Origin of the sequence: Kitasatospora sp. NPDC001261, from assembly GCF_042896795.1 — a bacterium.
Taxonomy (GTDB): domain Bacteria; phylum Actinomycetota; class Actinomycetes; order Streptomycetales; family Streptomycetaceae; genus Kitasatospora.
On sequence record NZ_JBIAXP010000033.1, the window covers coordinates 78,459 to 105,201 of the forward strand.

The 26,743-nt window shown below is 73.9% G+C and carries 18 protein-coding genes and 1 tRNA gene; 9 read left to right on the forward strand and 10 right to left on the reverse strand.

What is annotated here, in order from left to right:
- Positions 1 to 146: 146 nt before the first annotated feature.
- A complete protein-coding gene (locus ACFY4B_RS35075) occupies positions 147 to 1,118 on the reverse strand; it encodes a sigma-70 family RNA polymerase sigma factor (protein ID WP_049654530.1) in 972 nt (323 codons plus the stop codon).
- 425 nt (positions 1,119 to 1,543) lie between these two features.
- Here ACFY4B_RS35075 and ACFY4B_RS35080 point away from each other — a divergent pair, with 425 nt between their 5' ends.
- Complete coding sequence (locus ACFY4B_RS35080) at positions 1,544 to 2,410, forward strand: phosphatase PAP2 family protein (protein WP_387974688.1); 867 nt, start codon at positions 1,544 to 1,546, stop codon at positions 2,408 to 2,410.
- An 81-nt stretch (positions 2,411 to 2,491) separates the two neighbouring features.
- Positions 2,492 to 3,391, forward strand: coding sequence for a carbon-nitrogen hydrolase family protein (locus tag ACFY4B_RS35085; RefSeq protein ID WP_387974691.1), 900 nt, complete (start codon positions 2,492 to 2,494; stop codon positions 3,389 to 3,391).
- A 58-nt stretch (positions 3,392 to 3,449) separates the two neighbouring features.
- Here the strand turns inward: ACFY4B_RS35085 and ACFY4B_RS35090 are convergent, their stop codons facing one another.
- The 4 genes from ACFY4B_RS35090 to ACFY4B_RS35105 form a co-directional block, all read right to left on the reverse strand.
- On the reverse strand, positions 3,450 to 5,918 hold the full coding sequence (locus ACFY4B_RS35090; protein WP_387974693.1) for an FtsX-like permease family protein: 2,469 nt from the start codon (positions 5,916 to 5,918) through the stop codon (positions 3,450 to 3,452).
- Between the two features lie 317 nt (positions 5,919 to 6,235).
- On the reverse strand, positions 6,236 to 7,894 hold the full coding sequence (locus ACFY4B_RS35095; protein WP_387974696.1) for a PKD domain-containing protein: 1,659 nt from the start codon (positions 7,892 to 7,894) through the stop codon (positions 6,236 to 6,238).
- A gap of 151 nt (positions 7,895 to 8,045) precedes the next feature.
- Positions 8,046 to 9,728, reverse strand: a complete 1,683-nt coding sequence (locus ACFY4B_RS35100; protein ID WP_387974699.1) for a PKD domain-containing protein — start codon at positions 9,726 to 9,728, stop codon at positions 8,046 to 8,048.
- Between the two features lie 265 nt (positions 9,729 to 9,993).
- Positions 9,994 to 10,066 (reverse strand) — tRNA-Arg (locus ACFY4B_RS35105).
- Between the two features lie 240 nt (positions 10,067 to 10,306).
- On the opposite strand from ACFY4B_RS35105, the gene ACFY4B_RS35110 reads away from it, so the two are divergent.
- Positions 10,307 to 11,845, forward strand: coding sequence for a glycosyltransferase family 39 protein (locus ACFY4B_RS35110; protein WP_387829827.1), 1,539 nt, complete (start codon positions 10,307 to 10,309; stop codon positions 11,843 to 11,845).
- A 95-nt stretch (positions 11,846 to 11,940) separates the two neighbouring features.
- Here ACFY4B_RS35110 and ACFY4B_RS35115 read toward each other — a convergent pair whose 3' ends face one another.
- On the reverse strand, positions 11,941 to 14,403 hold the full coding sequence (locus ACFY4B_RS35115) for a hypothetical protein (RefSeq protein ID WP_387974702.1): 2,463 nt from the start codon (positions 14,401 to 14,403) through the stop codon (positions 11,941 to 11,943).
- Between the two features lie 298 nt (positions 14,404 to 14,701).
- On the opposite strand from ACFY4B_RS35115, the gene ACFY4B_RS35120 reads away from it, so the two are divergent.
- The 3 genes from ACFY4B_RS35120 (at position 14,702) to ACFY4B_RS35130 (ending at position 17,152) form a co-directional block, all read left to right on the forward strand.
- Complete coding sequence (locus tag ACFY4B_RS35120) at positions 14,702 to 15,442, forward strand: GPP34 family phosphoprotein (RefSeq protein ID WP_049656970.1); 741 nt, start codon at positions 14,702 to 14,704, stop codon at positions 15,440 to 15,442.
- 634 nt (positions 15,443 to 16,076) lie between these two features.
- Positions 16,077 to 16,940 (forward strand): helix-turn-helix transcriptional regulator, encoded by an 864-nt coding sequence (locus tag ACFY4B_RS35125; RefSeq protein WP_049656226.1) that lies wholly within the window; start codon positions 16,077 to 16,079, stop codon positions 16,938 to 16,940.
- Positions 16,937 to 17,152, forward strand: a complete 216-nt coding sequence (locus tag ACFY4B_RS35130; protein ID WP_049656225.1) for a DUF397 domain-containing protein — start codon at positions 16,937 to 16,939, stop codon at positions 17,150 to 17,152. The genes ACFY4B_RS35125 and ACFY4B_RS35130 overlap by 4 nt, the downstream gene beginning before the upstream one ends.
- Positions 17,153 to 17,340: 188 nt before the next feature.
- Here ACFY4B_RS35130 and ACFY4B_RS35135 read toward each other — a convergent pair whose 3' ends face one another.
- Together ACFY4B_RS35135 and ACFY4B_RS35140 are read right to left on the reverse strand one after the other, a co-directional pair.
- Positions 17,341 to 18,456: an ADP-ribosylglycohydrolase family protein gene (locus tag ACFY4B_RS35135; protein WP_049656224.1), complete on the reverse strand. Its 1,116-nt coding sequence runs from the start codon at positions 18,454 to 18,456 to the stop codon at positions 17,341 to 17,343.
- Between the two features lie 200 nt (positions 18,457 to 18,656).
- Positions 18,657 to 21,245, reverse strand: coding sequence for a bifunctional FO biosynthesis protein CofGH (locus tag ACFY4B_RS35140; protein ID WP_375875992.1), 2,589 nt, complete (start codon positions 21,243 to 21,245; stop codon positions 18,657 to 18,659).
- A 182-nt stretch (positions 21,246 to 21,427) separates the two neighbouring features.
- Here ACFY4B_RS35140 and ACFY4B_RS35145 point away from each other — a divergent pair, with 182 nt between their 5' ends.
- From ACFY4B_RS35145 to ACFY4B_RS35155, 3 genes are read left to right on the forward strand one after another with little or no spacing between them, the layout of a single operon-like run.
- Positions 21,428 to 22,687, forward strand: a complete 1,260-nt coding sequence (locus tag ACFY4B_RS35145) for an outer membrane lipoprotein carrier protein LolA (protein WP_387974705.1) — start codon at positions 21,428 to 21,430, stop codon at positions 22,685 to 22,687.
- Positions 22,688 to 22,690: 3 nt separating this feature from the next.
- Complete coding sequence (locus ACFY4B_RS35150; RefSeq protein WP_082346009.1) at positions 22,691 to 23,773, forward strand: ABC transporter ATP-binding protein; 1,083 nt, start codon at positions 22,691 to 22,693, stop codon at positions 23,771 to 23,773.
- Complete coding sequence (locus tag ACFY4B_RS35155; RefSeq protein ID WP_387974709.1) at positions 23,760 to 24,653, forward strand: ABC transporter permease; 894 nt, start codon at positions 23,760 to 23,762, stop codon at positions 24,651 to 24,653. The genes ACFY4B_RS35150 and ACFY4B_RS35155 overlap by 14 nt, the downstream gene beginning before the upstream one ends.
- On the opposite strand, the gene rarD is transcribed toward ACFY4B_RS35155, so the two are convergent.
- Positions 24,643 to 25,638: an EamA family transporter RarD gene (rarD, locus tag ACFY4B_RS35160; RefSeq protein WP_387974711.1), complete on the reverse strand. Its 996-nt coding sequence runs from the start codon at positions 25,636 to 25,638 to the stop codon at positions 24,643 to 24,645. The two genes, ACFY4B_RS35155 and rarD, sit on opposite strands and share 11 nt — an antisense overlap.
- A gap of 166 nt (positions 25,639 to 25,804) precedes the next feature.
- Positions 25,805 to 26,653 carry an SDR family oxidoreductase gene (locus ACFY4B_RS35165; protein ID WP_049659738.1) on the reverse strand — a complete coding sequence of 283 codons (849 nt, stop codon included), beginning with the start codon at positions 26,651 to 26,653 and terminating at the stop codon, positions 25,805 to 25,807.
- Positions 26,654 to 26,743 lie beyond the last annotated feature (90 nt).

Sequence of the window (26,743 nt, forward strand, 5' to 3'; positions counted from 1 at the left end):
AGCCTAAGAGCCCCGTGGCACGCCTCGGGCCCCGGTGCGGGGCGCTCCGCACCAGGGCCCGATGAGGGCGGGTCCAGGCAGCCTGCCGGGAGGCTTCCCCGGCGGCCTCTCAAGCGGCTTCCTCAGGCTGCTTTCCCGGCGGCCTCTCAGGCGGCTTCGAAGCCCGCGTGGTCCGCGATCTTCTTCAGCTCGGCCAGCGCGTGCTTCTCGATCTGGCGGATCCGCTCGCGGGTGAGGCCGTGCTGCTTGCCCACCTCGGTGAGGGTGCGCTCACGGCCGTCCTCCATCCCGTAGCGGGAGCGGATGATCGAAGCGGTGCGGTCGTCCAACCGCCCGATCAGGCCGTCCAGTTCCTCGCGGCGGAGCATGACCATCACGGCGTCCTCGGGGGACGTGGCCCCGGTGTCCTCGACGAGGTCGCCGAACTGGGTCTCGCCCTCGTCGTCGACCGACATGTTGAGGCTGACCGGGTCGCGCGCCCAGTCCAGCACGTCCTTGATCCGGGCCTCGGTGGTGTCCAGCTCGGCCGCGATCTCGGCCGGCTCCGCCTCGCGGCCCAGCTCCTTGGACTTCTCCCGCTGCACCCGCCGGATCCGCCCGAGCTCCTCCACCAGGTGCACGGGCAGCCGGATGGTGCGGGACTGGTCGGCGATGGACCGGGTGATCGCCTGCCGGATCCACCACGTCGCGTACGTGGAGAACTTGAAGCCCTTGGCGTAGTCGAACTTCTCGACGGCGCGCACCAGGCCCGCGTTGCCCTCCTGGATGAGGTCCAGCAGCGGCAGGCCGCTGCGCGGGTAGCGGCGGGCGACGGCGACCACGAGCCGGAGGTTGGAGCGGATGAAGACGTCCTTGGCGCGCTCGGCGTCGGCGGCTATCGCCTCCAGCTCCTCGCGCGTGACGCCGTCGGGGAGTTCGCCCTCGTCCAGCATGTGCTGGGCGTACACGCCGGCCTCGATCCGCAGCGAGAGCTCGACCTCCTCGGCGGCATCGAGCAGGGGTGTCCTGGCGATCTCGTCGAGGTACATGCCGACCAGGTCGCGGTCGGCCTCGAGGTTGGTCGGGCGGGCCGCGCGACTCCGGTCGGCCCTGTCGCGAACGACGGCACGGGTGGCCATGCTTGCTCCCTTTGCTGGTGTTGCCGAGGTCTGCCTGCCTGCCTCGTGAGGGCAAGAAATGCGGGCCCCTCGGGGCCTCACACGTAACGATCCAACGAACAGATTCCGGACAACATTCCCAAGTCACTCAGATTCTTCCCGGCGATGCAGTATCCTGCCGGTTTTCACCCCGGTTCTGGACACTGGGTGACCGGTCGGGCACTTCCCGTGTCATCGGGTGACCGCTCCGGGAGTGTTTTCTTCACTCGACCCTCACGCGGCCACCGCCCTCCCGTTGAACCCGCGAACGGCCGCCGACGTTCCCCGCGCGCCCCGCCGCCCGTCCCGGCCCACACCCCGGCGCACGCAGGTCCTCCGCACAAACGATGCCGAATCGCTATCACTCCGGCCCTTGCTCGGCACGGGACACTGGGAAGGTGTCAGCCATGCACCTGACCAACAGCACGACCATCCTCACTGCGCGTAATCGCAGTCTCCTTCGGGACGCCGCGCTCGCGCTGGGCTGTGCCGCGCTGTTCGGCCTGCTGGCGGCCCTGGTCACCGGCCAATGGCGCCCGCTCGCCCGCTTCGACCAGGAGTGGATCGGCGAACTGCACACCTACGCCCGGGAGCACCGGATCTGGACCGCCTCGGTGCAGACGCTCTCGGACATCGGCGGCACCGTCACGATGCGTACGCTTCTCGGATTCGCCGCCGGGTGGCTCTGGTTGATCGGCGCCCGGGTGCTGGCCGGCTGGGTGGCCGCCCAGGCCCTCGTCGGCTGGGGCGTCCTGTGGGCGCTGAAGCTGTCCTTCGACCGCGCCCGCCCCTCCTTCACCGATCCGGTCTCGCACGCCGGCGGGCCGTCCTTCCCCTCCGGGCACGCCATGGCCTCGGCGATCACCTGCGCCGTCCTGGTCGGCCTCCTCTGGTACCGGGTCCGTCGGCGCGGCCGGACCGCCGCCTGTCTGGTGGCCGCGGCGACGGTGCTGACCATCGGCTGGACCCGGGTCGCGCTCGGCGTGCACTGGCCCAGCGACGTGCTGGCCGGCTGGCTGGCCGCCGGGATCGTGCTGGGCACCGTGACCGCCGTGATCCAGGTGTGGCGCCCCGGCGCGCTGGCCCAGGACGTACGGCGGGTCAACTGGCGTACCAGGCCCCGGGTGCAGCGGGTCCTCGTGTCGGCCGGGCACCCCTCGGGCACCGCCGCCCCGCTGGACGAGGACGGACCGCACGGCGCGCGGGACGGCGCCCCGGGCGAACCGGTGGACCCGGCCGACCCCGTCGACCGGCCGGACGAGGCCGTGCGCTGAGGCGCCGTCACCCCGCTGACCCGCCCTCGCCGCCCCGTTACTCCGACACCGGCCGAGGGCCGTCGCGCTAGGTTGGCGGCCATGTCCGACACCCCTGCCCCCACCGCTCCCACGGCTCCCAACGCCCCCACCGCACCGGCCGGTTACCCCGGGCGCCCGCTGCGGATCGCCACCGTCCAGACCCAGGCCGTGGCCGGTGACATACCGGCCAACGCCGCCCAGGCCGCCGGACTGATCCGCGAGGCCGCCCGGGCCGGCGCCCGGCTGGTGCTGTTCGCGGAGAAGTTCCTCTCCGGCTACGAGCCCGAGCTGATCAGCGCCGACCCCGTCAGGTACGCGGTCCAGCCCGGCGATCCGCGGCTCGCGCCGATCGCCGAGGCCTGCCGCGAGACCGGCACCGCCGCGATCGTCGGCGCCGCCGTACGGGACGGCGACGACCTGCGCGTCTCCGCCCTCGTCTTCGGCCCGGACGGCGGCTTCGTCACCCGCTACGACAAGCAGCACCTGTTCAAGAGCGAACGCGAGCACTACCGCCCCGGAACGGCCGGCTGCACCGTGGAACTGGACGGCTGGCGGCTCGGCCTCGGCGTCTGCTACGACTCCGGCTTCCCCGAGCACGCCCGCGCCGCCGCGCTCGACGGCTGCCACGCCTACCTGGTCGGCGCGCTGTTCAGCATGGGCCACGGCCACCACGAGTCCCGCACCTGGTTCCCGGCCCGCGCGCTCGACAACACCCTCTACACGGTGCTCGCCAACCACGTCGGCCGCACCGGCGGCTGGCACACCTGCGGCGGCAGCGCGGTCTGGGGCCCCGACGGCCGGCTGATCGCCGAGGCGGGCGAGGACCGGCGCGAACTCGTCGTCGTCGACCTCGACCCGGACGTCCTGCGCACCACCCGCGAGACCGAGACCCTCCTCGCCGACCTCGCCCTCGCCGCCGACCGGCCGCCCGCGCCCCGGACCCGCTTCACCCTGGCCTGAGCACCCCGCCGGGCCGGCAGCCGGGAACCGGGTGTCGGGCACCCGGCTGCCACCCAGGTCAGGAGGCCCGCATCGCCGCCACCGCGCTCATCCGCCCGACCCGGCGGGCCGGGAGCACCGCGGCGGCCAGGCCGACCAGGACGGTCAGGCCCAGGGCGGCCAGCACCGGCAGGACCGGCGGGGTGCCGACCGTCCCCACCGTCGAGGTGATCGAACGGGCGGCCGCCCAGCCGTAGGCGGCCCCCAGGCCCGTCCCGACCAGGGCGCCGGCCAGGGAGAGCAGGAGCGCCTCCAGGGTGAGCATCCGGCGGAGCTGTTCGCGGGACATCCCGATCGCGCGCAGCATGCCGATCTCGCGGGAGCGTTCGCTGATGCTGAGCATCAGGGTGGCGGCGACGCCGAGGCCGGCGATGGCGACGGAGAAGGACAGCAGGGCCATGCTGATGGTCTTCAGCCGGTCCAGCAGGGAGCGCAGGGTGTCCGCCTGGGCGGCCGTGTCGGCGACGGTCACCTGCGGGTGGTCGGCGAGGGCGTGGTCCAGGGCGCGGCGGGCGGTCGGCCAGTCCTCGCCGGCGGCCGGGCTGATCCAGGCCGTGGTGACGGGCGCGCCGGGGGCGAGGCGGTCCAGGGTCGCGGGCGCCACCAGCAGGGTGGCGCCGCTCTGCAGGGTGAACGGCAGGCTGCTGCGGCCGGGTTGGAGCCGCAGCTCGACGCCGCCGACCCGGCGCACCCCGGTGTCGCCGAGCCCGCTCAGCGCGCCGCCCTCGGTGAGCGCGCGGGCCCGGCCCACGTCGTCCGTCGAGGAGTTGAGCCGGGTGGCGTCGACGGCGGCGACCACGGTGGGCCGGCCGTCGAGGTCGACGGTGGCGGACCGGACCGGGGTCACGGTCAGTCCGTGCTCGGCGCCGAGCGCGCCGAGCGCCCCGGCGGGCAGGGCGCCGCCGCCGGTGGCGGCCGCCGAGAAGACCCCCGGCTGGCGCGCGGACACCACGGGCACCAGCGACTGCGAGGTGATGTCCAGCGCGGTGACCGCGCCGACCATCACGGTGACGCCGAGCAGCAGCGCCGAGCCGGTGGCCCCGGTGCGGCCCGGGTTGAGCCGCAGCTGCTGGGTGGCGAGCCGCCCGGCCGTACCGCCGAGCTTCCGGGCGGGCCGGCCGAGCACGGCGACGACGGCGGGCAGCACCCGGTGGGAGAGCCGCAGCACCCCGAAGAAGTTGGCGATGGCGCCGACGGTGACGGCGAGCAGCGACAGCGGCGGCGGGGCCACCGCCCCGGCCACCAGCAGCGCGGTGCCCGCGACCAGCAGTCCGGTGGTCCACACCGCGGCCCGCACCCGGGCCGCCCCGTCGGCCGGCGCGGGGGTGCCGCCGAGCGCGGCGATCGGCGGCACGGCCGCGGCGGCCTTCGCCGGGCCGCGGACGGCCAGCAGGGTCAGCAGCACGCCGAACAGCCCGGCCAGCAGGCAGGTCAGCGGGGAGGGCAGCAGTGACAGGTGCACCGGGCCGAGGTCGAGCCCGCCGACCACGGCGGTGCCGGCCGCGCCGAGGGCGACGCCCAACAGCACTCCCGTCGCCGAGGCGCCCACCCCGAGCAGCAGCCCCTGGCGGCGGATCAGCCGGCGCAGCTGCTGCCGGTCGGCGCCCACGCAGCGCAGCAGGGCGAGCTGGCGGGTCCGCTGGGCGAGCACCACGGTGAAGGTGTTGCCGACCACCATCCGCGCCACCGCGAGGGCGATCAGGACGAAGGAGAGCGAGGCGATCAGCACCATGCCGTACAGGGTGCTGCTCTGCCGGGTCGCCTCGTTGACCGAGGCCTGGTGGGTGTGCACCTGGATGTCGGCGCCGAGGGCGGCGCGCAGGGCTTCGACGGTCCCTGCCCGGGATACGCCGGGGGCGACCCGGACGTCGAGTCGGTCGGTGACGGCGCCGGCCGCGTAGCCAGCGACCGCGTCCGCCGGGACGCCGATGATCGGGACCCCGGCGAGGCTCGGGGCGCCCCGCTCGTCCAGGGTGCCCACCAGCCGAGCGGTGGCGGTGGTGCCGTCGGCCCGGGCCAGGTGCACCTCGGCGCCCACGGCGGCGTCCAGCCGGTGCGCCGTCCCGGTGTCGAGCAGCACCTCGCCGGGTCCGGCGGGCCAGCGGCCGTCCTTGAGCAGCTGCCAGCGCAGCGCCGGGTCCTCGGCGACGGCGCTGACCGCGGCGGTGCGGTCGAGCGGCCGCCCGTCGGCGGCCAGCACGCCACCCTTGCCGGTCAGCCGCGGCGCCACCGCGGCCACCCCGGCGGTCTGCCGCACGCGCTCCGTCGCCGCCGCGTCCAGCCCGCCGGCCGCGGTCTTCCCGGTCACCTGGATGTCACCGGGCCCGACCTCGGCGGCCGCGGTCTGGCTGAAGGAGTCGACCAGTGCCCCGCTGCCGCTGACGGAGGCGATCAGGAAGGCCACCCCGAGCGCGATCGCGGCCCCGCTCAGGAGCAGTTGGCGCAGTTGGCCGCGCAGTTCGGCCACGGTGTATCGGTACGTCGTCATGGTTCCCCGGCTCGTCCACCCTGGCCGGTACGGTGCTCCGGCAGGGGTCTCGACGAGCCTAGGAGCGGAGCGGCCGCGGGCCATCGGCACGAGGTCTGCTTCATGATCAATCCGTGGGCGGACGGTCTCCCGCCCCCTCCTCCTCCCGGAGAGGTACGCCGCCCCTGACGCGGTCAGCCCCGGGAACGCCGAGGGCCCATGGAACGCCGACGGTCGGGGGAACGCCGACGGTCCGGGGAACGCCGACGGTCCGGGGAACGCCGACGGCCGCCCGCCCCCGGAGGGGCGGACGGCCGGTGCGCGGTGCCGCTCGGGCGTCAGATCTTGTCGTACACACCGAACACGTCGATGATCAGGTCGGTCGACTCCCAGCCCCGGTTCCAGACGTCGACGGTGTCGGCACCGCTGACGTCCGCCTGGACCAGGTTCGACACGGTGGCGCCCTTCTCCCAGTTCAGGACCGAGGAGTCCGGCGGCGTCGGCCGGACGGCCTTGCCGTTCCCGTAGGCGTCGGCCGCGTTCGGGTCCGGCGCGACCGAGAGGTGTCCGCTGCCCTGGGTGTTGGTCACCGTCGTGTTCAGGACGAGGGCCTCGGCCGACCGCCCGACGATCCCCCCGGCGTACTGCCGGTAGTAGTCCTGGCCCTTGAGCGACAGGGACAGCGTCCGGCTGTCCCACACGCGCCAGGGATCCACCGGCCGGTAGGCGGACTTGCCGTCGGCGCTGTAGTAGCCGGTGACGTCCACGATCACGTCGGCCCCGGACCAGGAGCCGTTGCGGACGGTGATCCTGCCGTCCGCGCCGACCGGCACGATCACCGCGTTGGCCACCGTCTGCCCCGGCTCGAAGTTCAGGTTCGACGTGGCCGACGGCTGCCCGCCGCCCGGCGAGACCGTCAGGTGGCCCGAGCCCTGCGGGTTCGTCACCGTCACGTTGAGCGCCACGGCCGCCACCCCCTGGACCGGCAGCCCGCCCTGGTCCGCGACCTGCAGGTCGAAGGTGCCCTGGCCGGCGACCTGCCCCTGCGCGGTGCCCTTGCCCTCGCGGGTGTCGGCGATCCGCGCCGGCTTCACCGAGGTGTACCCGTTCGCCGCCGCCTTGGTGAAGTAGCCCGTCACGTCGGCGATCAGGTCCACCGTGCCGCCGCTGCGGTTGGCCAGCTCGACGTACCCGTCCGCGCCGACCGGCACGATCGCCAGCGTCGGCACCGTCCTCCCCGCCGCGAAGTTCACGTTCGAGGTGGTCGGCTGCGACGTGCCGGAGGCGAACGCGATCACGTGCCCGTCCGCCACGGCGTTGGTCGCGGTGATGTTCAGCGCCACCGCCGTCACCCCCGCCGGGATGCCGCCGCGGCCGGCCACCTTCACCCTGGTCGCGGCGTTCGGGCCGACGGCCCCGACGTACGGCGCCCCGGTGCCGTCCCGGGTGTCCAGCAGCCGGGTCGGCGCGTACGGGGTGAACTCGGAGCCGTTCAGCACCACCTCCGCGGTGGTGGTGGCGGTCAGCTTGCTGGTCTGGTCGGTCGCCGTGACCGTGATCGTGTGGGTGCCGGCCTTCCTGAATGTGTGCTTGAAGTGCCCGTACGCACTGGCGTTGGCCGCGTCCGTTTCGACCGGGGTGCCGTCGCCCCAGTCGAGCTGGTAGCTGATGGAGCCGTTGGGCAGGTCGGTGGTGACGCCGGTGGCGACCCCCACGCTGAGCGAGTCGGTGCTGTAGGAGCCCACTCCCACGGTGAACTTCGGCGCGGCCGACGGCGCCGAGGACGGCGCGGCGGCCGCGGTCTTCTGCTGTGCGGCCCCGACCCCCTTGGCCGCGAGGTCCTGCTCCGCGGCGGCCTGTCCGGCCTGCTCCGCGGTGGCTCCGGCGGCCGGAGCGGTGGCGGTCGCGGCCCCACCGGGAGCGGCGGACGGGCTCGCCGCCTGCGCCACGGCGGGCACGAAGCCCACGACTGCCGCGACGACGGCGGTGGAGATCATGAAACGGTGACGGTACACCGGCCCCCCAGTGCTTGAACGAGTTCAAAAAGCCTGGGCCGGAGCCTACCTGACCAGCAGTTCGAGCCGAAACGGGAAGCCGGTCGCCCGCTCCCGGGGAGCGGACGGCCGGCGCACCGCGCATGACGTCGCGTCAGCTGGTCTCGTACCGGCCGAACACGTCGATGATCAGGTTGGTCGGCGACCAGCTCCGGTTCCAGACGTCGATCGTGTCGGTGTTCTTGAGGCTCGCCTGCACGAGGTTCGACACGGTGGCGCCCTTCTCCCAGTTCAGGACCGAGGAGTCCGGCGGCGTCGGCCGGACGGCCTTGCCGGTCCCGTAGGCGTCGGACGTGTTCGGGTCCGGCGCGACCGAGAGGTGCCCGCCGCCCTGGGTGTTGGTCACCGTCACGTTCATGACGACGGAGTCGAACGAGCCGAAGAGCTGCGGCACGTAGTGCCGGTAGTAGTCCTGGCCGGCGAGCCCCAGGCCCCAGGTCCGGTCGTCGTGCGCCCGCGTGGGCTCCTCCGGCATGTAGGCGGCCTTGCCGTCGGCGCTGTAGTAGCCGGTGACGTCCACGATCACGTCGGTTCCGGACCAGGAGCCGTTGCGGACGGTGACCTTGCCGTCCGGGCCGACCGGCACGATCACCGCGTTGGCGACCGTCTGCCCCGGCTCGAAGTTCAGGTTCGATGTGGCCGACAGCTGTCCACCGCTCGGGGAAACGGTCAGGTGGCCGGCGCCCTGCGGGTTCGTCACCGTCACATTGAGCGCCACGGCCGCCACCCCCTGGGCCGGCAGCCCGCCCTGGCCCGCGACCTGCACCGCGAAGGTGCTCTGGCCGGCGGCCTGCCCCTGAGCGGTGCCCTTGCCCTCGCGGGTGTCGGCGATCCGCGCCGGGTTCATCGAGGTGTACCCGTTGGCCGCGGTCTTGGCGAAGTAGCCCGTCACGTCGGCGATCAGGTCCACCGTCCCGCCGCTGCGGTTGGCCAGCTCGACGTACCCGTCCGCGCCGACCGGCACGATCGCCAGCGTCGGCACCGTCCTCCCCGCGGTGAAGTTCACGTTCGAGGTGGTCGGCTGCTTCGCGCCGGAGGCGTAGGCGATCACGTGGCCGTCCGCCACGGCGTTGGTCGCGGTGATGTTCAGCGCGACGGCCGTCACCCCGGCCGGGATGCCGCCGTTGCCGGCGACCTTCACCTTGGTGGTGCCGAACGCGGCGACCGCGCCGGCGGCCGGGGCCCCGGTGCCGTCCCGGGTGTCCAGCAGCCGGGTCGGCGCGTACGGAGTGAACTCGGAGCCGTCCAGCACCACTTCGAAGGTGGTGGTGTCGGTCAGCTTGCTGACCGGCTCGGTCGCCGTGACCGTGATCCGGTGGGCGCCGGCCTTGGCGTACTTGTGCTTGAGGAACACGTCCTCCGTGCCCAGGCCGTGCGCCGAGGTCGCGGGGGTGCCGTCGCCCCAGTCGACCGTGTAGTTGACGACGATGTACTTCAGGTCGGTGGAGACTCCGGCGGCCATGCCCATGCCGTGCGCGTTGGAGGTGGACGCACCCGTGAACACCTTGAAGTACGGCTCGGCGGCCGCGGCCTTCGACGCGGTCTCGGCCTCGGCCTTGACCTCGGCCTTGGCGGCGGCGTCCTTCGCGGACCGCTCGGCGGCGGCCTCGACGGCGGCCTCCTGCTGCGCGGCCGCCTCCTTCGCGGCCCCGGCCCCGACCCCGGCGGCCGGAGCGGTGGCGGTCGCGACCCCGCCGGGAGCCGCGGACGGGCTCGCCGCCTGCGCCACGGCGGGCACGAAGCCCACGACTGCCGCGACGACGGCGGTGGAGATCATGAAACGGTGACGGTACACCGGCCCCCCCAGTGCTTGAACGAGTTCAAAAAAGCCTGGACCGGAGCCTACCTGAACAAAGGTTCGGACCCGGCGGAATATCCGGCCACCTCCCGGCATCGGCCGGTGAACGCCGCGGAGAACGGACGGGACGACCGCACCGGACCGTGCGGCGAACCGGCGGAACCGACCGGCCCGGCCGGCCCGGAAAGCGGCACAGGCCCCCCACCCGACATGGGCGGAGGGCCTGCGACCTGCGTGTTCGTTGTGCCCCAGGCAGGATTCGAACCTGCGACACCGGCTTTAGGAGAGCCGTGCTCTATCCCCTGAGCTACTGAGGCGGGGCCCGCGTGCTGCCGGGCCGTTCACAGCGTACCGGATCGGGGCTGGGGCTCGGGGTGCGTCCTGTGGATCTTGTCGGATCGGGCCGCGGCGGCGCGGACCGGGCGGGATCCGCGGGAGGCGCCGCACGGCGGCGGAGGGGGTGCGGGTGGCCGACGGCGCGTCAGGGCGGGTCAAGTAGCCTGCCGGGCAGGGCGGGATCCGCCCCGGCGCGTCGCGTGAAGGAGACGAAGGACTCGATGAGACCTGCTGTGCGCCCGGTGGGCCGGCTGTTGGGGCAGGTGTGGGTGTGGCCCGCGCTGGTCATGCTGGCGGTGGGCGGGTACCGGCTGGGAACGCCGGACCTGTGGCGGGACGAGATGGCGACCTGGACGGTGTCCACCCGCTCGCTGGGCGACCTGCTGCGACTGCTCCAGCACGTGGACGCCAGCAACGGCGCGTACTACCTGCTGATGCACGGCTGGACGGCGGTGTTCGGCGACTCGACGCTCTCCCTGCGAATACCCTCCGTGCTGGCGATGGCCGGGGCGGCGGCGCTGGTGGCGCTCACCGCCCGACGGCTGTTCGGCAGCAAGGTGGCGGCGGTCGGCGCCGGGCTGCTGCTCGCGGTGCCCCCGGAGATCTCCCGGTACGCCCAGGAGGCGCGCTCCTACGCGCTGGTGACCTGCGCGATCGCGGCGGCCTCGTACTTCCTGCTGCGGGCCCTGGAGCGGCCGACCTGGCGGCGCTGGGCGCCGTACTGCGTGGCCATGGCGCTGGCCGGCGCCGGGCACCTCGTCTCCTTCAGCACGGTCGCCGGGCAGCTGGGGCTCCTGGCGCTGCACCTGTGGCGCACCCGTCCGGCGGTCGACCGGCGGCTGCTGTGGCAGTACCCGCTGGCGGTCGCCGTGGCGGCGCTGCCGGTGCTGCCGGTGGTGCTCCTGGGCAGCCGGCAGTCGGACCGGCAGCTGGGCTGGATACCGACCCCCTCCCTGCGCGGCCTCGCCTACTTCGGCGAGCGCCTCTTCGGCTCGGACCTCGTCTTCTACGCCTTCGTCCCGCTGGCGCTGCTGGCACTGGCACTGCCCGGCCGGCGGATCCAGGCCTGGCAGGCGCTCCTGCTCGCGGAGCTGCCGGTGGTGGGCGTCTGGCTGGTGTCCCGGCTGACCGACACCTCGTACTTCCTCGGGCGGTACCTGCTGTTCACGGTGCCCGCCTGGGCGGTGCTGGCCGGCGGCGGCGCCGGGGCGGTGTACGGCGCGGTGGCGGCCCTGGCCCGACGGCGCGGCCGGGCGCCCCGGGGGGCCGTCGCGGTGGCCGGGCTGCTGACGGTCGGGCTGCTCGCGGCGCCGGCCGTGGTCGCGCTGCCGAAGCAGCCCGAGATCCGGTACGCGGACTCGCACAACGGCTCGGAGGAGCCGTTCAAGGCGGCGGCCCGGGAGATAGCGGCCGGCTACCGCACCGGGGACGGGATGGCGGCCCCGCTGGGCGACCAGGCCTGGGCGATGGCCTGGCCGGGCGTCAGCTACTACCTGCCCCGGGACGTCGTCCCCTTCCCGGTCTTCGTCGCGCAGAGCGCCGACGACGCCGAGGACCTCTCCCCGACGCCCTGCCCGCAGCCGGCGGACTGCCTGGGCGGGGTGTCCCGGATATGGCTGCTGGTCCTCGGCGACACCGAGGACCCGCTGGGCGCGATGCCGACCGACCAGGCGCAGGTGCTCCGCACCCAGTACGGCGACCCGGACCGGGTGACGCCGCTCGGCGGCCTCACGCTCGCACTGCTCGACCGGGACGTGTAGGGGGCGGAAGGAACGGAAGAAGGGGAGCCGGTGTGGACCGGCTCCCCTTCTTCCGTCCCGCGGTCGGCGCCTCAGCGCCTCAGCCGCTCAGCGCCTCACAGCGTGCGCAGCAGCCGGGACTGGATGGACGGCGGGTTCAGGTCGGCCTGGAGGGCCACCGGGACCTCCGCCTTGTCCTCGCCCGCGCCCACCCGCAGCGTGCCGACCTCCGTGCCGGCCAGCGCGCGGTGGCCGATCTTCGAGGTGTCCAGGGTGACCGTGCCGGAGATGCCGGGGAAGCCCGCCACCACCAGGTCCTTGGTCGCGACGACCGCGACCTTGCCGCCGATCCCGTCGTCCACCGAGCCGACGACGTCGCCCTTCTTCACCACGGTCTGGCCGGTCACGCCGTTCTGCGCGGCCTGGATCTGCTTACCGCTGACCTTCAGCACGGTCGGCAGGATGCCGTCGCCCGGGTTGGGCGAGGTGGCCTGCTGGCCCAGCGTGACGCCGAGGATCAGCCGCTGCACGCCGCCGATCTCCTTGTAGGCGGCCCACATCAGGCAGCCGCCGGCCGGGGTGCTGGAGCCGGTCTTGACGCCGATGACGCCGGTCTTCGGGTTGATCAGGTTGTTGGTGTTGGAGATCTTCACGTTGTTGAAGTTGGTCTCCGGGGTGGAGACGATCTGCCGGAAGATCTCGTCCTGCATGACCTGCTCGGCCAGCTTCAGCTGGTCCTTGGCGGTGGACTTGGTGTCCGCGCTGAAACCCGCCGGGTCGGCGTAGATGGTGTTGGTCATGCCGAACTTGGTCGCGGTGTCGTTCATCAGCTTGACGAACGCGTCCTCGGAGCCGGAGTGGAAGCGGGCGAGCAGCCGGGCCACGTTGTTGGCCGAGGGCAGCATCAGCAGTTCCAGCGCCTGGTACTCGGTGATGACCTGGCCCTCGGTGAGGGTCACCCGGGACTCGTCGACGTTGCCGGACTCCTGCGCGGCCTGCTTGTCGACGGTGATCTTCGGACCGCTCTCCCCCTTCTTCAGGGGGAACTTCTGGAGGATCAGGTAGGCGTTCATCACCTTGGTGACGCTGGCGATCGAGGACGGCGTCTCCTGGCCCGAGCTGCCGAGGCTGCCGACGCCGACCACCTCGGCGGCGGACTGGCCCTTGGCCGGCCAGGCGAGGTCGAGCACGTCGCCGGAGAAGCTGTAGCTGCCCGCGGCGGTCATCTTCAGCTTGGGGTCCGGCAGCGGACGCAGCAGCTGGGCCACCGCGAGCGCGCCGAGCACCACGGCGAGGAAGACCGTCCAGATGGTCACCCGCTTGAGGGCGCGCCGCAGCGGCGAGACCGGGCGGGCGTTGAGGGAGGCCAGGACCTCCATCGCCTCGGCGGTGTTCTCCGGCGACGGCAGCGGCTCCGGGGCGGGCAGCGGCTCGGGCTTGGGCAGCGGCGGGACCGGCGGCACCGGCCGCGGGTCGGGCTCCGGCAGCGGCTTCGGGGCCGGTACGGGGGCGGGCTCGGGGGTCGGCTTCGGCAGCGGCGCCGGACCGGGGGTCGGCTCGGGCTCGGGAAGCGGCTTGGGCTCGGGCTTGGGCTCGGGCTTCGGCTCCGGCACGGTGCCGGTCCCGGGGACGGCGGCGGCCGCGGAGGCGCGCAGCGGCGCGGGCTTCTCCAACTTCTCGGCCTGACCCGGCCGCTGGCCCGACTGGCCGGGCTGGCCGGGCTGAGCGGGCTGAGCGGGCTTGGTCAGCGCGAGGGTCACGGAGCCGATAGCGGGAGCGCCGTCGTCGTCACCGGTGTCGCCGGTCTCCTCCGGGGTCTCCTCGGCCTTCCCTGCCTTCTCGGTCTTCGCGGCCTTCTCGGCCGTCTCGGCCTTCTCGACCGGCTCAGCCGTGGCGGCTTCGTCGGCCTTGTCGGCCGCTTCGTCGGCCGCTTCGTCGAGCTTCTCCGCCGCCTTCTCCACCGGTGCGGCGGCAGGCTCGGAGCCGCCCTCGGAGCCGGTCTCCCCCGACGGCTCGGCCGTCTTCTCCCCGGCCTTCCCCGCCACCGCGGCACCTGTCCGCATGGCGAGACGCGGGTCGGCGGCGACCGGACGCCCGGCGGACTCCGTCACCTCCGCGGTGTCCGACGAGGACTCCTTCTCCTCGCCCCCACCTTCGGAACTCCCCTTGCCGGCAGCCTTCACCAGCTCCTCAGGCAGCCGCAGCGCGGTGGTCCGGTTGTCCACCGGCAGTCGCAGCATCGTCGTCCGGCTGTCCACATCCCGGACGCGGAGCTGCACGGTCGAGCCGCCCTTGGGCGCCGTCGCCGGGGCGTCGTCGGACGCCTCCGGGGCGGCCTCGGCGGAGGTCTCCGCGGGGCTGTCCGAGGCGGTGCCGGAGTCGGCGGCCGAGGAGGCGGCGTCGGAGGAGGTCTCCGCGGTCGCCCCGGTCTCAGCCGCGGCTGACGCCCGGTCGGCCGCCGCACCGGAGCCGCCCCCGGCCGGCCCGGCGGCGCCGGCCGCCGCACCGGTCCGTTCGGGTTCGCGGTCCCGCTGCCGCTCGTCGCCGTCCCTCAGCACCCTGTCGGGGGACTCGCCCACGTATCCCAGCCTCCTCAACGCCCGGCGGGGCACCGGCGAACCCGATTTCGGGAAGCCGACGCCCCGCCCCGTGTACCTGTACAGTCTCCGCCACCGGCGGCCGTTCCGGCCGCGCACACCCCGCCCGACCGGCGCTTATTGTCGTCGCCCGGCCGCGCCGCGGTCTGTTCACCGCTCAGACGCAGGGCCCGCCGCCGCCGGTTCCGCGCCTTCACCGCAAGGTCACGATTCGGAGGCGTACTCGACAAGCCCGTGTGAGAGGCGTCACCCTGTCTCTCATCCACGCGGGGAGGCTTGGATGGGCAAGAGCCGCAGAACTGTTCCCGAGGAACTCTTGCTGCTCGCTTTGGACCCGACCACGGGTACCACGGCGCAGCCGCAGACCCTCGACCTCGGACTTGCCGGGGCCCAGCTCGTCGAGCTGTCCCTGGCCGGACGGATCGTACCGGAGGGAGACCGGATCGCCGTCGTGCTCGCACGGCCGACCGGCGACCCGACCCTCGACCATGCACTGGAACTGCTGCGCCGACGCGGCAGTCCGGTCCGCGCGGCGCACTGGATCGGCGGGCCCCGGCTGGGGCTGCGGCAGACGTATCTGGCGCACCTGGAGCGCTGCGGCATGGTCACGGCCGTACCGGGCCAGGTGTGCGGCGTGCTGCCGACGACCCGGTACCAGGCGTCCGACGACTGCACCAACGCCGCGATCAAGCAGCGGCTGGACACCGCGATCCGCACCGGCGTCCCGCCGGATCCGCGGACGGCGGCGCTCGCGGCGCTGGCCCACTCGGTCGGCCTGGGCAAGCACCTGTACCCGGGCAACGAGGGCCGGTCCTCGCGGTCGCGGCTGCGCGACCTGATCCGGTACGACCCGCTGGGCGGGATGGTCGCGCACGCCGTGATGGACGTGCAGAACGGCCTACCGGCTCAGCAGAACCGTTCTTCCCAGGGTTCCGGGGCCGCTTCCGGCCGTCCTGGTGCCCGTACGGCGGGCCGGGGTTCGGGCGGGCGGGTCCCCGCCTCCCGGGTCGGCGTGCGCTGATCACAGCGGCGTGCACTGATCTCGGCGGAGCGCACTGACCACGGCGGTCCGCGCGGCCCGGCGGGCAGCCATCACGGCGCCCGACACCACCGGCCGCACGCCCGCCGCACGCCCGCCGGCACCGGTCGCGCGTCCGACGCCAACGGCCGCGCACCCGGCGGCGCACGCCGCCCCGCTCGCACCGCCCGAGGGCGCCGAGCGACCCGACGCACGACCGGTACCACCGGCGCCAGGAGCACGACGCGCACCGGCCGCACCGGACGCACCACCGGCACCACCAGCACCGAGGGGCGGTCGCCCCGCGACGCGAGTCGCCCGGCGACCGCCCCTTCGCCGTCCCCGGACGCCCGGCAACCGCCCGCCCCCGCACGCGCCGGGGCAGGTGCGGGCCGGTCCGGGGACGGCCTCCGCAGTACCTGTCCGAGTCGTCCGAGCCGCATTACCACCTGGGGGCTTTCGCTGTCTCGCGGAAGTGCTTTTCCGATGATCTGTTCTACCGCGCTGCTGTGATTCCCCGGCGCCGACCTGGCCCAAGGTGACATGCTGCTCCAAGTCAGGGGGGTTGGTCCCAATGTCCGAAGTGTTCCGAGGACTGCCGTTCCAACGAGCACCAGAGGTCCGGCCGGAGGTCGAAGTGTCCGCCAACGTCAATCCCACCGTGCGCCGTCGGCGCCTCGGTTCGGAGCTGCGCAAACTCCGTGAGGGCCTCGGCATGACGGCGGAGGAGGTCGCCGGCCGGCTGATGGTCTCCCAGTCGAAGATCAGCCGGTTGGAGAACGGCCGGCGCAGCATCAGCCAGCGCGACGTGCGCGACCTCTGCGACGTCTACAAGGTGCCCGACGACCAGTTGCGCGCCAGCCTGATGGAGATGGCCAAGGAGTCCCGCCAGCGCGGCTGGTGGCACGACTTCAACGACATGCCGACCCCGTACAGCGTCTACATCGGGCTGGAGGCCGAGGCCTCCTCGATCCGCGCGTACGAGTCCTCCTTCGTCCCCGGCCTGCTGCAGACCGAGCACTACGCCCAGGCCGTGGTCGAGGGCACCCAGCCGGACACCGACGCGGTCGCCGTGCAGCGCCGGGTACAGGTCCGGATGAAGCGCCAGGAGCGCGTCCACGGCGAGAACCAGCTGGGCAGCCTGTGGACCGTCATAGACGAGGCGGTGCTGCGCCGCGAGGTCGGCAGCAAGGCGGTGATGGCCCAGCAGCTGCGGCAGATGCTGGAACTCAGCCAGCGCCCGAACATCACCATCCAGGTGATCCCGTTCTCGCACGGCGCCCATCCCGGAATGACCGGGACATTCTCGCTGCTGGAGTTCCCCGAGTCAGCCGATTCCACAGTTGTCTACTTCGAAGGTGTGACGAGCGATCTCTACCTGGAGAAGGAGGCGGACGTGCGCCGCTATACCGGTCTGTACGACTACCTGAGAGCGGCCGCACTCGGTGTCTCGGAGAGCCGGTCGCTGATAGCCGACATCGAGAAGGAATTCCACGAATGATCACCCCGTCCGAGTACGGAACCCCTTGGCACAAGAGCAGTCACAGCGGGGGCCAAGGCGCCTGTGTGGAGATCGCCGTCCCCGGCGCGGGGGAGGTGGCCGTCCGGGACTCCAAGGACCCCCGGGGGCCCCAACTGCGCTTCTCGACCGAGGCGTGGAACACCTTCGCCTCGGCGGCGGCGGGCGGCGCCTTCGGCGAGCTCCCGGGCTGACCCCCTCCGGTTCCGCACTCGGACCAGTTGCCCGTAGCGGTGTCCGTCGCCCGTCGGCGGCCGGCGCTACGGGCAACTCCCGTTCCGGGGGCCGCCCCGGCCCGGCCCGGCTCCGGTCCCGAGGGCCGGTCCCGAGGGCCGGTCCTGAGAGCCGGTCCCGGTGCAACTCCGGCACCCAAGGCCCCGGTTCAGCCCGCCACCGGGTAGCGGGTGGTCCAGTTGGCGCCCTCCGGGGTCCGCCGGTCGTGCAGTTCGGTGCCGTGCACCAGCTCCATCACGAAGTCGTCGGCGAGTTCGAGGATCGCCCCGCGCCCTTCGAGCCCGGCCAGCAGGCCCGGCGGCAGCGCGGTGTCCCCGTGCAGCGCCCCGAGCAGGTTGCCGCAGATCGCGCCGGTGGAGTCGCTGTCCCCGGAGTGGTTGACGGCGAGCAGCAGGCCCGAGCGGACGTCGTGCGCGACGAGGGCGCAGTAGACCCCGATCGCCAGCGCCTCCTCGGCGACCCAGCCCTCCCCCAGCGCCTCGACCCGCTCGGCGGACGGCTCGCCGGCCCGCACCGCGTCCAGGGCGGCCCGCAGCGCCGCGGTGGTCTCCTCGTGCGCCGACCGCTCGGAGAGCAGGGCGAGCGCGAGGTGGACGCCCTCCTCCAGGGTGCCGCCGCGGGCGACGGACTGGACGATCACCGCGAGCGCGCCCGCCGCGAGGTAGCCGGTGGGGTGGCCGTGGGTGAGCACCGAGCACTCCACCGCGAGCTGGAACACCAGGCCCGGCTCCCAGGTGGTGAGCAGTCCGAAGGGCGCCGCCCGCACCACCGTGCCGCAGCCCTTGGAGTGCGGGTTCTTGGGGGCCTCCAGGGTGCCGAGCCGCTCGGCGTGGGCCCCGCTGAGGCCGGACAGGCAGCCCTGGCCGGGGGCACGCTGGGCGTACAGCCACTCCTCGCGGCCGAGCCAGCCGAGGTCGGGGCGGCGCTCGTCCGGGCCCCAGTCGCGCTGGGTGGCGGCCCAGCGCAGGTAGGCCAGGTGCAGGTCGGTGGGCGGGTGCCAGCTGCCGGTGTCGCGCCGGATGTGGGCGCGTATCAGTCCGTCGACGGTGAAGAGGCTGAGCTGGGTGTCGTCGGTGACGGCGCCGGTGCGCCCGTACGCGGGGACGTAGCCGGTGACGCCCTGCGGGCCGTGCTGGGCCCGGATCTTCTCCAGCGACTCGAACTCGACGCCGGCTCCGAGCGCGTCGCCGATGGCACCGCCGAGCAGACAGCCCCGCACCCGGCTGCGGTAGTCCTGCTGCTGGGCGCGTGACCACAGTGGCATCACGACGGGGCGCCTTTCCTCGGGCGTGTGGGGGTCCGCGCGACGCTCGGCCGGGCGCGCGCCCTCGCACTGTATTCGAAGAGCCGGTCGGACCGGCCCCGTCCCCCGGACTTCGGCGCACCCGTCCCCGGGAGTTCACCGCCCCGTCCCGGCCGCCGCCCGTACGGCGGCCGGGGCGGCGGCCGGGACCGTCGCGGGCCTCAGTCCAGCACCGGCAGCAGCTCCGGCAGGTGCCCGTCCGAGGCCAGCGCCGCGGCCCGCCGTTCGGCCGGCACCTCGCCGTAGGTGGTGGTGCGCTGGCGGTGCGGGCGGCCCGCCGCCTCGGCGATCGCCTGGAGGTCGCGCACCGACTTGTAGCTCCCGTACGCCGAGCCGGCCATCCGCGAGATGGTCTCCTCCATCAGCGTGCCGCCGAGGTCGTTGGCGCCCGAGCGGAGCATCTCGGCCGCGCCCTCGGCGCCCAGCTTGACCCAGCTGGTCTGGATGTTGGGGATGTGCGGGTGCAGCAGCAGCCGGGCCATCGCGACCACCGCGCGGTTGTCCCGGGCGCTCGGGCCGGGCCGGGCGATGCCGGCCAGGTAGACCGGGGCGTTGGTGTGGATGAACGGCAGGGTCACGAACTCGGTGAAGCCGCCCGTCCGTTGCTGGATCCCGGCGAGCAGCCGCAGGTGGCCGAGCCAGTGCTCCGGGGTGTCCACGTGCCCGTACATCATCGTGGACGAGGAGCGGATGCCCAGCTCGTGCGCGGTGGTGACCACCTCGACCCAGGTGGCGGCCGGCAGCTTGCCCTTGGTGAGCACCCAGCGGACCTCGTCGTCGAGGATCTCGGCGGCGGTGCCCGGAATGGTGTCCAGGCCCGACTCCTTGGCGCGCTGCAGCCAGTCCCGGATCGACAGCCCGGTGCGGGTCGCGCCGTTGACCACCTCCATCGGCGAGAAGGCGTGCACGTGGATGCCGGGCACCCGCTCCTTCACCGCGCGGGCGATGTCGAAGTAGGCGGTGCCGGGCAGGTCCGGGTGGATGCCGCCCTGCATGCAGACCTCGGTGGCGCCCACCTCCCAGGCCTGCGCGGCCCGGTCGGCGACCTGCTCCAGGGAGAGGGTGTAGGCGTCCGCGTCGGTGCGCCGCTGGGCGAAGGCGCAGAAGCGGCAGCCGGTGTAGCAGACGTTGGTGAAGTTGATGTTCCTGGTGACGCAGTAGGTGACGTCGTCCCCGACGGCGTCCCGGCGGACGTCGTCGGCGATCCGGCAGAGCGCGTCCAGGGCCGGGCCGTCCGCGTGGAACAGGGCCAGCGCCTGGTCGTCGGTCAGCCGCGCCGGGTCGTCCGCGGCCACCGCAAGGGCCTCCCGGAGGTCCCCGGCGAGGCGCTCGGGCGCGCCCTTGGCGAGCACCTGCTCGCGCAGCACCTCCCAGTCGCCGTACACGTCCTCGAAGTCGGCCCGGCGGTCGCCGGTGCGGCCCTCGGTGTCGACGGCGGTGTGCAGGTCGGTGCGCCCGTACGACTCCGGCAGGTCCTCGGGCTCCTGCCAGGGCAGGCCGCGGACGACGGCGTCCGGGTTCGCCAGGCCGGTGGCCGGGTCGGCCAGGGCGCGCACGTGCGGCAGCACCCGCGGGTCCAGCCAGGGCTCGCCGCGCAGCACGTACTCGGGGTAGACGGCGAGGCGCTCGCGCAGCTCGAAGCCGGCCGCCGCCGAGCGCTCGGCGAGGCGCTCGATCTGCGGCCAGGGGCGCTCGGGGTTGACGTGGTCGGGGGTGAGCGGGGAGACCCCGCCCCAGTCGTCGACGCCGGCCGCGATCAGCCGCTCGTACTCGCCGTCCACCAGGTTCGGCGGGGCCTGGAGGCAGGCGGCCGGGCCCATCAGGTGCCGGGCGACGGCCACCGTGGCCACCAGCTCGTCCAGTTCGGCGTCCGGCATGCCGCGCATCGCGGTGTCCGGCTTGGCGCGGAAGTTCTGCAGGATCAGCTCCTGGACGCCGTGGTAGGCGCGGGAGACCCTGCGCAGCGCGAACAGCGACTCGGCGCGCTCCTGGTGCGTCTCGCCGATGCCGATCAGCAGGCCGCTGGTGAACGGGACGGAGCTGCGCCCGGCGTCCTCCAGCACCCGCAGCCGGACGGCCGGTTCCTTGTCCGGGGAGCCGAAGTGCGGGCCGCCGGGCTCGCTCCACAGCCGGGTGGCGGTGGTCTCCAGCATCATGCCCATCGAGGCGGAGACCGGCTTGAGCCGCTGGAAGTCCGTCCAGCCCAGCACCCCGGGGTTGAGGTGCGGCAGCAGGCCGGTCTCCTCCAGGATGCGGATCGACATGGCGCGCACGTAGGCGATGGTGTCGTCGTAGCCGTGCGCGTCCAGCCACTCGCGGGCCTCGGGCCAGCGGTCCTCGGGCTTGTCGCCGAGCGTGATCAGGGCTTCCTTGCAGCCGAGTTCGGCGCCGCGGCGGGCCACCTCCAGCACCTCGTCCGGGGACATGAACATCCCGTGCCCGTCCCGGCGCAGCTTCCCGGGGACGGTGGCGAAGGTGCAGTAGTGGCACTTGTCGCGGCAGAGCCGGGTGAGCGGGATGAAGACGCTCTTGGAGTAGGTGATGACGCCGGGGCGGCCGGCCGCTTCGAGTCCGGCGTCGCGGACCCTCGCGGCGCTCGCGCAGAGGTCCAGCAGGTCCTCGCCTCTGGCCTGCAACAGCACGGCGGCCTCGGTCACGTCGAGGGCGACGCCGTCCCGGGCGCGGCGCAGGGCGCGGCGCATCGCGTTCGCGGTCGGCGGGGTGCTGGAGTCCGTGGCGGTTCCGTCCATGGCGCGACCCTACGCCAGGGGTGGTACCGCGGGTGGATGCAACCCTGAGGCGGCATCAGGGTCGGCGTACCCACGAAGGTCAACCCGATCTGGCCCCACAGGGCGATGACGGCGGCGGCGCGGCGGCCTCTAATGGAAGGGCAAGGCCAACCACACGTGTTCGCGGAGGAGTTGAGGACGCCATGACCAATGAGAAGGCGGCGGGGGACGATCTGGACGCCGGTACGCCGTACCGCTCCCGACGGCGCGTACTGATGCGCGCCGGGGTGCCGGTGGCGGTGGTCGCCGCGATCGCCGCGGGGGTGGGACTGGTCCCGGCACTGGCCGCCGACAGCGCGCCCGACCTGCCGGCGGTGAGCGCGGAGCAGCTGGTCGTCAAGGTGCTCGGCTCCGAGACCCAGGCGCTGTCCGGGTCGGTCGCCATCTCGACCGACCTCGGCGTGCCCGGCCAGCTGCTGAGCGGCGCCGCCGGCCTCGGCGGGGCGGTCGGCGGGCACGGCGGTGACGGCGGGGGCTCCACCGCCGACCCGCAGTCCAAGCTGCTCGGCCTGCTCGGCGGGGACCAGACGCTGCGGATCGCGGTGGACGGCCCGGACCGCCAACGGGTGGACGTGCTGGAGAAGATGGCCGGCTACTCCATGGTCCGCAACGGCGACCAGGCCTGGGCCTGGGACAGCTCGTCCAACTCCGCGGTGCACATGACCGGTCGGGCCGCCGACCAGGAGCACGCCAAGACGCCGCTGTCCGAGCTGCCGACCACCCCGCAGGAGGCCGCCAAGCAGTTCCTGGCCGCGAGCGCCGGCACCACCTCGGTGACCGTCGCCGGGACGGCCAAGGTGGCCGGGCAGAACGCCTACCAGCTGAGCGTGAAGCCCACCCAGTCCGGTTCGACCCTCGCCGAGGTGCGGATCGCGGTGGCCGCCGACAACGGGGTGCCGCTGTCGGTGGCGGTGAAGTCCATCGACGGCAGCACCGTGCTGAACGTCCGCTTCACCCAGGTGTCCTTCGCCCGGCCGGACGCCAAGACCTTCGACTTCACCGCCCCCAAGGGCGCCAAGGTGACGGAGCAGAAGGCGCAGGACGCGGCCAAGGGCGCGCCGGGCGACGCCCGGGAGCACCTGGACGCCGGGGCGCCCGAGGGCCTCGACGTGATCGGCGAGGGCTGGACGACGGTCCTCGCCACCCGGCTGCCCGCCGCGGTGGACGGGGCCGCGGACGGCGCGCCGAAGGGCGACGCCAAGGGCGGCAAGCACGGCGGCCACGGGGCGGGGGCCGGTCAGTCGCTGAACCCGCAGTCGATGGTGAAGTCGCTCGGCAAGCCGGTCGCCGGCGGCACCCTGGTGAGCACCAAGGTGCTCAACGTCCTGCTCACCGACGACGGCCGGGTCCTGGCCGGCGCGGTGACCCTGCCGGTCCTCCAGCACGCCGCCGGGGTGAACTGACGGATGACCCAGGCTCCCGTAACGGGGGACGTTACGGAGCCGGCCGGGGGTCCGGGCGCCGCGTCGCGCCCGGCCCCCGCGCCCGTGCCCGCTCCTACCGCTCCTACCGCTCCTACCGCTCTTTCGACTCCCACTCCTTCGGCTTCCGACGACGTCATCCGGACCCGCGGCCTGACCAAGCGCTTCCGCGGCGGCCAGCTCGCCGTGGACGGCCTGGACCTCGCCGTGCCGCGCGGCTCCGTCTTCGGCTTCCTGGGCCCCAACGGCTCCGGCAAGACCACCACCATCCGGATGCTGATGGGCCTGATCGCCCCCACCTCGGGCGCGGCCACCGTCCTCGGCGAGTCGATGCCGCAGTCCGTCGCCACCGTGCTGCCCCGGGTGGGCGCGCTGATCGAGGGCCCGGCCCTGTACGGCTTCCTCACCGGACGGGACAACCTGGTGCGCTTCGACGCCGCCGACCCGACCGCCGACCCGCGCACCCGCCGCCGGCGCGTCGACACGGCCCTGGACCGGGTCGGTCTGAGCGCCGCGGCGGGCAAGAAGGCACGCGCGTACTCGCTGGGCATGAAGCAGCGCCTGGGCCTGGCCTCCGCGCTGCTCCAGCCGCGCGAGCTGCTGGTGCTGGACGAGCCGACCAACGGGCTGGACCCGCAGGGCATGCGGGAGATCCGGACGCTGGTCCGGGAGGTCGCGGCGGAGGGCACCACGGTGTTCCTCTCCTCGCACCTGCTGGACGAGATCGAGCAGGTCTGCACCCATGCCGCGGTGATGTCCCGGGGCCGGCTGGTGGTGCAGGGCACCGTCGCCGAGCTGGCCGCCCGGGCGCAGGGCCGGCTGGTGGTCCGCACCCCGGACGTGGCGCGGGCCGCGGAGGTGCTGGCGGCCCACCGGGTCACCGCCCTGGTGCCCGGCGAGGACCGGGTGGACGGCGAGCCGGGCGTCCTGGACGAGGAGGCGCTGCCCAGGCTGTGCGCGGCGCTGGTCGGGGCCGGGGTGCGGGTGCACGGCTTCGGGCTGGAGCGGGGCACGTTGGAGGACGCCTTCGTGGCGCTGACCGGGGAGGGCTTCGATGTCGCGGGCTGAGGCACCGGCCGAGGGCGGGACGCTGCCGTTGACGACCGGCCGGCGGCCGCAGACGGCGGCCGGGTTCCTGGCGCTGTTCCGCAGCGAGCTGCACCTGACCTTCCGCCGGATGCGCACCAAGGTGCTGCTGGGCATCCTGGCGGCGCTGCCGATCCTGATCGGGGTGGTGGTCAAGCTCAACACGGACAGTCCGCACCAGGGCGGCGGCGGTCCGAGCTTCATCGCGCAGACCACGCAGAACGGGCTGTTCCTGGTCTTCACGGCGCTCGCGGTCGCGCTGCCGGTCTTCCTGCCGATGACGGTCGGCGTGGTCGCCGGGGACTCGGTGGCGGGCGAGTCGGCCGCCGGGACGCTGCGCTACCTGCTGGTCGCCCCGGCCGGGCGGACCAGGCTGCTGGCCGCCAAGTTCACCGCCGGGCTGGTGTTCTGCCTGGCGGCCACGGCGGCGGTCGCGGTGACGGCGCTGGCCGCGGGTGCCCTGCTCTTCCCGCTCGGCCGGGTCACGCTGATCTCCGGGGACACCATCGGCCTCGGCGACGCGCTGCTGCGCGCGCTGCTGGTGGCGTTGGTGGTCGCGGCCTCACTGGCCGGGCTGGTGGCGATCGGGCTGTTCGTCTCCACGCTCACCGGCAGCGGCATCGCGGCGATGGCCGCGACCGTCGGGCTGGTGGTCACCGTCCAGATCCTGGACGTCTTCCCGCAGCTGCACGCCGTCAGTCCGTTCCTGTTCTCCCACTACTGGCTGAGCTTCGCGGACCTGCTGCGGGCGCCGATGTACTGGGACGGGGTGCTGAAGGACCTCGGCCTCCAGGCCGCCTACGTCGCCGTGTTCGGCTCGGCGGCCTGGTCCCGCTTCACCAGCCGGGACATCAGCGCGTGACGGCCTCCGGGGCGGCCGCGGGGGTGGCCGCCGCCGCGGGGGCGGGCTGCGGCACCGCCGCGGCGGCCCGCACCGCGCGGTCGGCCCGCACCTGGCGCAGCGCGTCCCAGGTGAGCAGCGCGAGCGCGACCCAGACCAGGCCGAAGCCGGCCCAGCGGGCGGGCGGCATGGACTCGTGGAACACCGCGACGCCGATCAGGAACTGGAACACCGGCGCCAGGTACTGCAGCAGCCCGAGCACCGTCAGCGGCACCCGGACGGCGGCCGCGCCGAAGAACAGCAGCGGGATCGCGGTGATCACCCCGCTGAGCATCAGCAGCCCGGAGTGCCCCCAGCCGTACGAGCCGGCCACCGTGTGCCCGAAGGTGCCGCGCCCGCTGACCTCCAGGTAGACCAGGTAGCCGAGGGCGAACGGGAACATGAAGGCGCTCTCGGCCGCCAGGCTCTCCAGGCCGCTCAGCCCGACCTGCTTCTTCAGCAGGCCGTAGGTGGCGAAGGAGAGCGCCAGGGTGAGCGCGATCCAGGGCAGCTGCCCGTACGCGACGGACAGCACCGCGACGGCGGCGGCGCCGATGCCCACCGCCGTCCACTGGGCGCCGCGCAGCCGCTCCTTGAGCACCAGGACGCCGAAGCCGATGGTGACCAGGGGGTTGATGAAGTAGCCGAGGCTGGTCTCGACCACGTGGCCGGCGTTGACGGCCCAGATGTAGACGCCCCAGTTGACCGAGATCACGGTGGCCGCGCCGGCCAGCATGGCGAGCCGGCGGGGCTGGCGCAGCAGCGGGCGTATCCAGCCCCAGTGCCGCTGGGCGACCAGCAGCAGGACGACCGCGACCAGGGACCAGACCATCCGGTTGGCCAGGATGTCGTCCGCGGCTCCCGGCTCCAGCAGCGGCCAGAACAGGGGGAAGAGGCCCCAGATGCCGTACGCGGCGACGCCGTACCAGAGGCCCCGGCCGTTGTCCTGCTGGTCTGTTCCCGCCATGGCCGAGTGCCCTCCCGCGCGCGTGTGTCGATGGCGACGGTAGCGGGCGGGAGGGGCGACTGTCATCTCCGTTTCCGGATTTTGGTCATGACATTGCCTGCATGCCGGACCCGTCCGGAGTTCCGGGAGCTCAGGGCGGGTGCCCCGGGGGTCGGGAGCCGTCGCCTCAGGCGTCGAGGGCCGTACGGACGGACTCGGCCAGCGGGACGGTCGGGCGGCCGATCAGCCGGGCCAGGTCGCCCGGGGTGCCGGCCAGCTCGCCGCGCGCGATGCCCGCGTCCACGTCCACCAGGGCCTCGGCGAAGCCCTGCGGCAGGCCCGCGCCGACCAGCGCGTCCAGGTGCTCGGCCGGGGTGACGTCCCGGTGCCCGACCGGCTTGCCGGAGGCCTTCGCCAGCTCGGCGGCCAGCTCGGGCAGGCTCCACGCGGCGTCGCCGCTCAGCTCGTACACCCGGCCCTCGTGGCCCTCGCCGACCAGGACGGCGACCGCCGCGTCCGCGTAGTCCCGGCGCGGGGCGGTGGCGACCCGCCCGTCCCCGGCGCTGCCGAGCACCACGCCGCGCGCCACCGTGCCGGCCGCGTCGCCCAGGTAGTTCTCGGTGTACCAGCCGTTGCGCAGGAACGCGTGCGGCAGCCCGGAGGCGAGGATCAGCTCCTCGGTCGCCTTGTGCTCGTCGGCCAGCCGGAAGGTGGCCGCGCCGGGGATGCTGGTGTAGGCGAGCAGCGCGACCCCGGCGGCCTTGGCGGCCTCCACCACGGCCCGGTGCTGCGGGATCCGGCGGCCGACCTCGCTGCCCGAGATCAGCAGCACCCGGTCGCCCTCGGCGAAGGCGCCGGCCAGGGTCTCCGGCTTGTCGTAGTCGACCACGCGGACGGCGACGCCGCGCGCGGCCAGGTCGGCGGCCTTCTCGGCGGAGCGGACGGCGACGGCCACCTCGCTCGCGGGGACCTGGGCCAGCAGGCCCTCGACGACGAGACGGCCGAGCTGGCCGGTGGCACCGGTGACGACGTACATGGTGAAGCTCCTCGGGGTTACGTTTTGCGGTTCTGGCCTCGGAACTCACCCTAGGGGTGGCACTAACCTTTCGAAAGTACGCACTTCAAA